9 protein-coding genes are annotated in these 7,866 nt (G+C 64.0%); 5 read left to right on the plus strand and 4 right to left on the minus strand.

Annotated elements, in window-relative coordinates:
* Positions 1 to 65 precede the first annotated feature (65 nt).
* The 5 genes from Q392_RS25775 (at position 66) to Q392_RS25795 (ending at position 4,173) form a co-directional block, all read left to right on the plus strand.
* Positions 66 to 383 (plus strand): DsbA family oxidoreductase, encoded by a 318-nt coding sequence (locus tag Q392_RS25775; RefSeq protein WP_084217410.1) that lies wholly within the window; start codon positions 66 to 68, stop codon positions 381 to 383.
* Positions 380 to 703 carry a putative signal transducing protein gene (locus Q392_RS25780; protein WP_038215127.1) on the plus strand — a complete coding sequence of 108 codons (324 nt, stop codon included), beginning with the start codon at positions 380 to 382 and terminating at the stop codon, positions 701 to 703. The genes Q392_RS25775 and Q392_RS25780 overlap by 4 nt, the downstream gene beginning before the upstream one ends.
* Before the next feature lie 232 nt (positions 704 to 935).
* Entirely contained in the window at positions 936 to 2,177 is a 1,242-nt protein-coding gene (locus tag Q392_RS25785; RefSeq protein ID WP_051953970.1) for a Rieske 2Fe-2S domain-containing protein, read from the plus strand.
* Positions 2,178 to 2,256: 79 nt separating this feature from the next.
* Entirely contained in the window at positions 2,257 to 3,231 is a 975-nt protein-coding gene (locus tag Q392_RS25790; protein ID WP_084217411.1) for a Bug family tripartite tricarboxylate transporter substrate binding protein, read from the plus strand.
* A gap of 51 nt (positions 3,232 to 3,282) precedes the next feature.
* Complete coding sequence (locus tag Q392_RS25795) at positions 3,283 to 4,173, plus strand: LysR family transcriptional regulator (RefSeq protein WP_038215130.1); 891 nt, start codon at positions 3,283 to 3,285, stop codon at positions 4,171 to 4,173.
* Positions 4,174 to 4,301: 128 nt separating this feature from the next.
* On the opposite strand, the gene Q392_RS25800 is transcribed toward Q392_RS25795, so the two are convergent.
* From Q392_RS25800 to Q392_RS25815, 4 genes are all read right to left on the minus strand, one after another.
* Positions 4,302 to 4,709: a PaaI family thioesterase gene (locus tag Q392_RS25800; protein WP_051953971.1), complete on the minus strand. Its 408-nt coding sequence runs from the start codon at positions 4,707 to 4,709 to the stop codon at positions 4,302 to 4,304.
* A 2-nt stretch (positions 4,710 to 4,711) separates the two neighbouring features.
* Positions 4,712 to 6,358, minus strand: a complete 1,647-nt coding sequence (locus Q392_RS25805) for a thiamine pyrophosphate-binding protein (protein ID WP_169748356.1) — start codon at positions 6,356 to 6,358, stop codon at positions 4,712 to 4,714.
* Positions 6,359 to 6,448: 90 nt separating this feature from the next.
* Complete coding sequence (locus Q392_RS25810) at positions 6,449 to 7,441, minus strand: ABC transporter substrate-binding protein (protein ID WP_245610822.1); 993 nt, start codon at positions 7,439 to 7,441, stop codon at positions 6,449 to 6,451.
* 60 nt (positions 7,442 to 7,501) lie between these two features.
* Positions 7,502 to 7,866, minus strand: a 365-nt coding sequence (locus Q392_RS25815) for a CoA transferase (protein ID WP_211260304.1), incomplete at its 5' end; no start/stop codon positions are given.

The raw sequence follows: 7,866 nt of genomic DNA on the forward strand, positions 1-7,866 counted from the left end.
CCATGGGCATGCTCAACCACCATTTCGCAGCAGCCGCCTGATCGGCGCAGAGCGACAGCCTACCTCTGACTGCCGCCAATCTTTGCAACAGAGCCCTCAAGGCCTATTTCTACGACAACCAGGACATCGGCCAGCCCGAGGTCCTGGCCCAGGTCGCCGGGGAAGCCGGCCTGGACCCGCAGGCCGCGCATGAAGTCGCGGCATCGGGGCGCTATGCCGACGAAGTTCGCGCCGACGAGGAAAAATGGCGCGCGCTGGGTATTTCGTCGGTGCCGTCGATCGTGATCAACGACAAGTATCTGGTTTCGGGCGGTCAGCCGCCCGAGGTGTTCGAGCAGACGCTGCGCTCGGTGCTGGCGCAGGAAGAAACCCCGGCGGCATGATACGCCTGACCCGCGCGCCGGACCTGATGCTCGGTCAGCATTGGGTCAACCTGCTGGAGCAGGCGGGAATCGCTTGCCGGTTGAGCGGCTGCTATCTGCAGGGGGCGGCGGGGGAGCTCCCGGTCGATCAATGCGGTCCTGATCTCTGGCTGGAGCGCGAGCAGGACAAGGAACTGGCCATGCGGATCATCGAAGGCCGCGCCGGGCCGGGCGAACCGCGCCCGCACTGGTGCTGCGACGGGTGCGGGGAATGGCTGGAGCCCCAGTTCAGCACGTGCTGGCAATGCGGCGCGGCACGCCCGGTCGGCCGGCACGGGTAGGGCGGGGCGCCGCTGAAACGCGGACAGGGCGCCAGCGGGGCCGGCAATGGACGCCTGGCTATCCCGCTAGAAGCGATATCTTTTAGTTATCACTGATCCCAAGTTGGGCCTGTCGAACCGGGGCCCGCCACAGTACGATACCGGCCACAAATCGGCACGCCGCTGCATTGCCGGACGGCCAGCCTGGCATCGGAATAAGGGATCGAGGATGCGTTTCGAAGAAAATATTACATTGACCCACACCAACCAGGGCACGCCCATGGGCGATTTGCTGCGCCAGTTCTGGCTGCCCGCCCTGTTGTCGGAGGAGCTGCCGGAAAACGACGGTCCGCCGATGCGGGTGACGTTGCTGGGCGAAGAACTGGTGGCGTTCCGGGACAGCGAAGGCAAGGTCGGCCTGCTCAGTGCCTATTGTCCGCATCGCCGCGCGGAACTCTATCTGGGCCGCAACGAAGGGTCGGGTTTGCGCTGTGCGTACCATGGCTGGAAGTTCGATGTCCGCGGCAATTGCACCGACATTCCGACCGATGCCTGTGGGCCGGACGTCCTGAAACGGATGGGAACCACCGCCTACGAAACCCGGGAGCATGGCGGCATCGTCTGGGCGTATATGGGGCCGGCGGAGCAGCCCGCCGATGTGCCCGAGCTCGATTTCTGCCGGGTAAAGCCCGAGCAGCGCTATGTCTCGAAATGCCTGATGAAGTGCAACTACTTGCAGGCGCTGGAAGGCAGCATCGACTATTCCCACATCTCGTTCCTGCACAAGGATCTTGAAGGCGGCGTGGGCAAGGCCGACACGTTCGGGCTGGGCGAAATGATCAAGTATTCCGAACAGGACGGGCGCCCCACGATTTTCTGTGACCGGGTCGAACATGGCATGCAGATCGTCGCGCGCCGCGAGGCGGGCGCGGACGACTACTACTGGCGTATTGCCCGCTGGTTCATGCCTATCATCGTGGTCGTGCCGACCGCGCCGGGCAATGTGTGCCGCGCCAATATCTTCATGCCCATCGACGACGAAAATTGCTGGTGGTACCGCATTCGCTGGCACCCGGAGCGCGCGCTGACGGCGCAGGAAATCGAAGGCTACAAGCACGGCGCGTTCGATTATGCCGAGCTGATTCCGGGGACCTATCTGCCCAAGGGGACGCGCGAGAACGATTACTTGCAGGATCGGGCCGAGCAGCGCACGCGGTCGTTTACCGGCATTCCCAGCGCGCAGTTGCAGGACCTGGCGATCCAGGAAAGCCAGGGCCGTATTCATGACCGCAGTCTCGAGCGGCTGGTGAAGACCGATCTGCCCATCGTGCAATGCCGCAGGGCCTTGCTGCAGGCCGCCGACGAGTTGCTCAAGGGCAATGCGCCGGCGCTTGCGTCGCGGCCCGAGGGGTATCGCGGCAGGGCGTATGCGATTACCCGGCCCCGGAGCATGGAACTGGCCCAGATCCGCGAAGAGCTGGCCAACGAGCAATAACGGTTTTTAATAGCGATTTTTCGGATGGCGGCGGCAGGGCATTCCCTGTCGCCGCCCTAAGCGTTTCTGAGGAGACAAAATGTTGAAACGGGCTTTATCCTGTTTGATGGTTTCATGCGCGGCGCTGCTGCCGCTGGCCGGTGCGCACGCGCAAGCGTATCCGAAGGGGCCGATCACGATCGTCGCGCCGTTCCCGGCCGGCGGCACGCCGGACCTGGTGGCCAGAGTGGTCGCCGAGAAGGCCGCGTCCATCATGGGGGTTCCGATGGTCGTGGAAGCCAAGCCGGGCGGACAAAGCATTACCGGCACCACCAGCGTGGCCAACGCGCGTCCGGATGGTTATACCTGGCTGCTGGCGACCCTGAGCTTCGTGACCAGCCCGGTGCTGGTCAAGGGGGTCAGCTGGGATCCCGTCAAGAGCTTCCGGGCTATCTCGCAACTGGCCACGGCGCCGGTGGTCGCGGTGGTGCCTTCTTCCCTGGGAATCACGACTTTGCGCGACTTCGTGGCAAAGGCCAAGCAGGAGCCGGGCAAGCTGAACTACCTGATGCCCGGCGTTGGCACGTCGATGCATCTGAATACCGAAATGCTGCAGAAGTCGGCCGGAATCGAGCTTTTCGCGATTCCTTATAAAGGGACGCCGCTGGGCATGCCCGCGCTGCTCACTGGCGACCTGTCTTTCGCCATGCTGCCTTTGTCCACCGCGCTGCCCTTCCTGAAAGACGGTAAACTGACCGCGCTCGCGGTGGTCGCCCCCGAGCGGGTCAGCGAGATTCCGGATGTCCCGACCCTGAAGGAAGCCGGATTCCCCGAGGCCCAGGTATTGTCGTGGTACGCCATGGTGGCGCCGGCCGATACGCCGGACGAGGTGGTTGCCGTGGCCAACAAGGCCCTGAATCAGGCGATTGCCGACCCCGCGGTCAAGCAGCGCTTGCAGGACCTCGGGGTATACGTGACGCAGCCGGAAGACGCCGGGCAAACCGACGCCATGCTGCGCGGCGAGGCCGAGCGCTGGAAGCAGGTCCTGGGAAGCTTGAACCTCGAAGCGCAATAGCCGGGAAAATGGCCTGGCCGGCTGGGCCGCGTGTTTTCGGGAAGAATCGAATTGACGCTTCAGCAGCTGCGGGATTTCGTTCTGGCCGTCGAGCATGGCAGCCTGCGGCGTGCCGCTTTGCATGGGCATCAAAGCCAGGTTTCGCTGACCAAGTCCATCAAGCGGCTGGAGCTGTCCCTCGGCACCGAATTGCTGCTCAGGAACTCGCGCGGCATTACCCTGACGCCCAGCGGCGAGCACCTGCTCCCGCGGGCGCGGCTGATTCTTTCCGAAGTCGCCCTGGTCGAAACCGAGGCCTCCATGAAAATGCAGGGGCGCGCGGTGGTTTCGATCGGCGCTTCGCCGCTTGCCGCGTTGGTGGTGACGCCGCCCGCGCTCGAGGAATTCCGGGGCCGGCACCCGGACGTCATGGTCCGGTGCCGCAATGGCCCGTATTCCGATCTGCTGGCCGAGCTCATGGCCGGGACCGTCGAATTCATCATTTGCCCGGTCTTCAATGCCGCCCTGGACGAATCCCTGGCGGTCGATGTGCTTTCCAGCCATGAGTCGGTCATCGTCGCGAAGGCGTCGAACCCGCTCCGGCACGCGACTCGGCTGAGCGAGCTTGCCGACGCGGAATGGATCGTCAATGGTCCGCTGGACGAGAGCGGTTCCAGCCTGGCCCAGATGTTCCGGCGGTACGATTTGGGTGTGCCCAAGGTCGCGATGCACTGCGACTCCTTCGTCGACGCGATCGCGCACGTGAAGCGCTCCGGCCTGTTGTCGCTATGCCCCCCGTGCCTGGAAGCCCTGGATGTCGCGGATAAGGTGGCGATCATCAATGTCCAGGAGCGGCCGCCCACGCAGACCATTCTGTTGATCCGCCACAAGCACAGGGTGCTGTCGAAGCACGCGTTCACCTTGTACGAGATCGTTCGCAAAGCGGGAGCGGGCCGTTGCTGACGCCCGCCGGGAGCGTCGGCGGGCACGATCCGCGACGCTGGCAGGTGGGGTCGGTATGCGGCGGGTCGTGCGATTGGCCGAGAAAGCCTGGCTGATATTGCCGGGCCACGCCATGTGGCCCGGCAATATCAGCTTTCACCCAGGACGTGGGTTTCCGGTACCACGCACTTGAATGTGCCGGAGAAGACCGTCTCGCCGGCGGCATTCGTTCCATTGACCTCGACCTCGTGGCGGCGTCCCTTCGACAAGGTGACCTTGGCGACGAAACGCAGGCGTTCGCCGACGCGGGAAGGTTTCAGGAAACCGACCTGAGCGCTCCCCAGGACGACCGTGGGTTCGTTGACCGCCAGCATGGCCGCGAAATCCGCCGCGCCGAAGATGAAGCCGCCGTGCACCAGGCCGCGCGCGTCGGCCTGCATGCATTCGGTAAGCAACAATTCGACCGTGCTGCCGCCCGGTTCGATGGCGATGGGCCGACCGCACAAATCCGTGTCGATTGCCCGGTGAGTGTTCGGGACAGGGTCGTGGGCCGCCATGTTCAGGCCGCGTCGTAGAACGTCGTGAACTTGGCGGTCGTGGCTTGCGCGTCCGGATCCGTCACGACATTGATGAGCGCCGGCAGGCCGTCACGCGTTGCCTGCTTCGCGGCCTCGAGCGCGGGGCGGATCTGATCGGGGTCCTCGACCAGCCAGGCATGGCACCCCAGCGCGGCTGCCATGTCGTGGAAGCGGGTCAGGCCCAGGTCGCGCCCCGGCTTGAGCTTCTGGGGATCGGAGGTCCACCCGCCATTGAGACTGACCACCGTGATGACGGGAATGCGATGGCGCACGGCCGTATCCAGTTCCATGAAGTTGAAGCCGATCGAGCCGTCCCCGTGCAGGCAGATGACCTGTTTGTCGGGGCAGGCTGCCTTGGCGCCGATCGCATACGGCAAGCCCACGCCCATGGTGCCGAAGGTGCCGGAATTGATGCGGTGGCCGGGCACGAAGGACGGAATGGACTGTCTGCCGAAGTTCAGGATTTCCTGGCCGTCCACGGCCAGCACCGCGTCCCGGTCCATGAAGTCCCGGATTTCCTTGCACAGCCGCAAGGGATGAATAGGTTGGCGCGCAGATTCGAGCAGGACGGCCTGGGCCTGGGCCCGACGGGCATTGTCTTCCTGGAGCCGGCTGCGCCACGGCTGGAAACGCTCGGGAGTCACCCGGCCTTCGCAGGCCTGCGTGAGCTGCTCCAGCGCGAGGCGGGCGTCGGCCACCAGACCCTCGGCAAGGCGCGGCGTGGATGCGACCTCGGTGGAATCGAGATCGATACGCACGATTTTCGCGTCGGCATGGAAGCGGGGGACTTTCAGGTGATTGAGAACGTAGTTGATCCGGGTGCCCAGAACGATGACCAGGTCGGCGTTCTTGAACGCTTGCGACCGCGCGTTCAGGAAACAGTATTCATGGTCTTCGGGAACCACGCCGCGCCCTTGTGGCGTGGTGTAGAAAGGAATGCCTGTCGCTTCGACAAAGCGGCGCATGGCTTCCGACGCTTGCGACCACAGTACGCCGCTGCCACTGATCAACACCGGCGACTGGGCGGACGCGATCAGCTGGGCAATGCGTTCGACGGATGCCGGATCGCCGGCGGCGCGCGTCTGGCCACGGTTTTTATCCACGACCGGCCACTCGACGGTGTCGGGATCCAGGGCGCGATAAAGCAGGTCGCCCGGGAAGTCGAGATACACCGGGCCGGGCTTGCCCGACATCGCAATGGTGAATGCCTTGTCGATCAGTTCGGGAATGCGGTGGGCTTCGACCACGCGGTCGGCCCATTTGACCAGAGGGCGCATGGCGGCCACCTGGTCGAATTCCTGGAACGAGCCGGTGCCCACCTCCGCCAGCGAACTGGAGCCACCCAGCGCCACGACCGGTGTGCAATCCGTCAGCGAAGTCGCCAGGCCGGTGCCCAGATTGAGCGTGCCAGGTCCCGAGGCGGCAATACACACACCAGGACGGCTGCGCACACGGGCGTAGGCATGGGCCATCATGGCGGCGGCCTGCTCATGGCGCACGTCGATGGAGCGGATGCCCTCCGAGATGCAGGCGGTCTCGGCCGCCAGCATGGGTCCGCCCATGAGGTAGAACATCGTATCTACGCCTTGCTGTTTGAGCGCTTTTCCAAGCAAGGTCGAACCATTCATTTGCATCTGGAACTCCTGGGAGGGGGATTGCGCCCGCGGCCAGGCTCGGCCGGCCACGGGCAGTGTCGTTTCCTGATCTGCCTGCCGGTTTCAGCTCCCCGGCGCGTCGTGCAGGTTCTCGAAGGCGAGATCCTGCCAGCGTTCAGGTTGCGTCTTGATCAGCCCGAGTTCGCGCATGTAGCTGGCATAGCGCTTCAGCGATTGCGGTGTCGTCGAGAAAGCCACGTCGGGGGCGGACAGTTGCTGGAGCAGGAACTCGAGCGATTCCTTGTTGCCGGTTTCCTGCAAATAGATCTTGGCCGCTTTCTCTTTGTCCGAGTTGATCAGTTCGATCGCTTCCTGGATCGCGGCGACAAAAGCTTCGTACGTTTTCGGGTTCGTCTCGCGGAACTTCACGGTCGACCATGCGACCGTGAAGGTGAAGCGGCCCATCACGTCTTTCGAGCTGAGGACTGTGTGTACCCGGGGGTCACGTAGCTCCTGGTACTGGAACGGCGGAGAGGTGAAGTGCGCCGCGATCTGGCCGTTGAGCAAGGCGATGGCAGCGTCCGGGTGCGACATGGATACGGTCAGTCTCCCAAGGCGTTCGGCCTCGTCCGGTCCCAGTTTGTCCGCGGCCATGGCCAGGATAACGGCCTGGTTGGAAGTCCGGACCGCTGGCAGTGCGATCTTGTGGCTCTCGTTGAAGTCCTTGATGGAGCGCACCTGGGGATCGGTCGTGTTGAGCAGGAGCGGCATTTCGCTCAGCGCCGTTGCGATCTTCACCTGGCCCTTGCTGCGGCTCCACAGCGTGACCAAGGGCGGCACGCCCCCGCTCGCGATGTCCAGACTGCCGGAAAGCAGCGCGTCGTTCATGTTCGCGCCGCCGGCGAAGTCGGTCCAGATCAGCTCGACCGGACCAAGCCCGAGGCGTTTGGCATGCTTCTCGAACAGGTGTTCGCCCTTCATGACGACCAATGGCAAATAGCCGATGCCGAATTGCCGCGCGATTCTGAGCTTATCGACCTCGGCCGCCGAAGCAGAAGCCGAGACGGCAAGCATGCCTGCCATGCCCAGCAGGATCGCGCGTCGGATCCAGCGCAAGCGAGAGATCGTCTTCCCAACCAAGACTGAACGGTTCATTTGCATCAGAAACTCCCCTTCTTAGGCAGGGCCGGTGTGTGCTGCGGGCCCTTGTTGAATGACGCCTTGCGCTTCCAAGGCGAGAATTTCTTCGAGGTCGAGCGACGTATGCTCCAGCAGGATCTCGCGCGTGTCCTGTCCGATTGCGCCGCCCGTATGCCGCAGCTGGCCCGGCGACGCGGAGAGCTTGGGTACGATCCCGGGCAGCACCAGGGATCCCAGCTCGGCATCAGGTACTTCGGCCAACATGCCGCGCGCCTGGAAGTGCGGGTCCGTGAAGATGTCCTCGACGGCTCTGTTGCAAAAATCGTGAAGCTTGAGCATGCTTGGCGGAGATTGGACGGACGGAACGATGACGGATTTCAAGTGGCGCCATTTCCAGGGTG

This window comes from Xenophilus azovorans DSM 13620 (assembly GCF_000745855.1).
Taxonomy (GTDB): Bacteria; Pseudomonadota; Gammaproteobacteria; order Burkholderiales; family Burkholderiaceae_C; genus Xenophilus; species Xenophilus azovorans.

Excerpts from the sequence above, each read along its gene's own strand:
- Q392_RS25780 (WP_038215127.1), top strand. The coding sequence starts at position 380 with ATGATACGCCTGACCCGCGCGCCGGACCTGATGCTCGGTCAGCATTGG.
- Q392_RS25790 (WP_084217411.1), top strand. The coding sequence starts at position 2,257 with ATGTTGAAACGGGCTTTATCCTGTTTGATGGTTTCATGCGCGGCGCTG.
- Q392_RS25800 (WP_051953971.1), bottom strand. The coding sequence starts at position 4,709 with ATGGCGGCCCACGACCCTGTCCCGAACACTCACCGGGCAATCGACACG.
- Q392_RS25805 (WP_169748356.1), bottom strand. The coding sequence starts at position 6,358 with ATGAATGGTTCGACCTTGCTTGGAAAAGCGCTCAAACAGCAAGGCGTA.